Source organism: Bacillus sp. AFS029637, from assembly GCF_002584985.1.
GTDB lineage: Bacteria > Bacillota > Bacilli > Bacillales > Bacillaceae_G > Bacillus_A.
In genome coordinates this window covers 1-657 of the sequence record NZ_NUPZ01000085.1, presented here as the reverse complement: position 1 = coordinate 657, position 657 = coordinate 1, and the positions used below count along the sequence as shown (strand labels likewise).

At 34.2% G+C, this 657-nt stretch carries 1 pseudogene; it reads right to left on the bottom strand.

What is annotated here, in order from left to right:
- A pseudogene (locus COE49_RS26905) lies at positions 1–657 on the bottom strand (IS4-like element ISBce7 family transposase); the annotation flags it as partial.

The following is a 657-nucleotide window of genomic DNA, read 5'->3' as shown; positions in this document are numbered from 1 at the left end:
CTTTGATAGCTCTTGGGTGTTTTTTTGTATAGTTTGGAATAGAAGAAGAAAATAGTCTTTAATCATATATATGGCTTTATACTCACTAAGCTCTCGTTTTTTCTTCATGAGGAGCAATTGGCGCATTTGAAACATGATAGAAGAACAGAGTAGAATGGCAATCAATTGACCATATAAATGGCACTCCAATCGTTCTGGTTTTATCTTTTTACAATGATGGATTTGAAAGAATGACTTCCACGTTTTAAATAAAATTTCGATTTGCCAACGCAAAGAATACCAGTCATGTACCTGTCCCATCGGGACAATATCTGTAGAGGTGTTTGTCATATATACATTAATACCACTGAGTCGTTTACTACGAGGAGAATACTTCATTCCTTTCTTTTTTTCTCTTACAGCTTGATCTTGTAATCGTTTTTGTTGCTGTTGTTTTGTTAATCGATGAACAATTACACGGGCTGGCACTTTATCAATCATTCCTACATAAGCATCAGCTATTTCACATGTTTGTCCTGGTTGAAGAGAGTTCATTAACGTTTCCATATCTATCTGTATATACTCTGTACCTTTCTTAATTCTTCCATCTTGAAAATAATCAGGGTTAGGATTTTTTTGATACATACGTGTATTCGACTTGATACGAGAGATATAGTA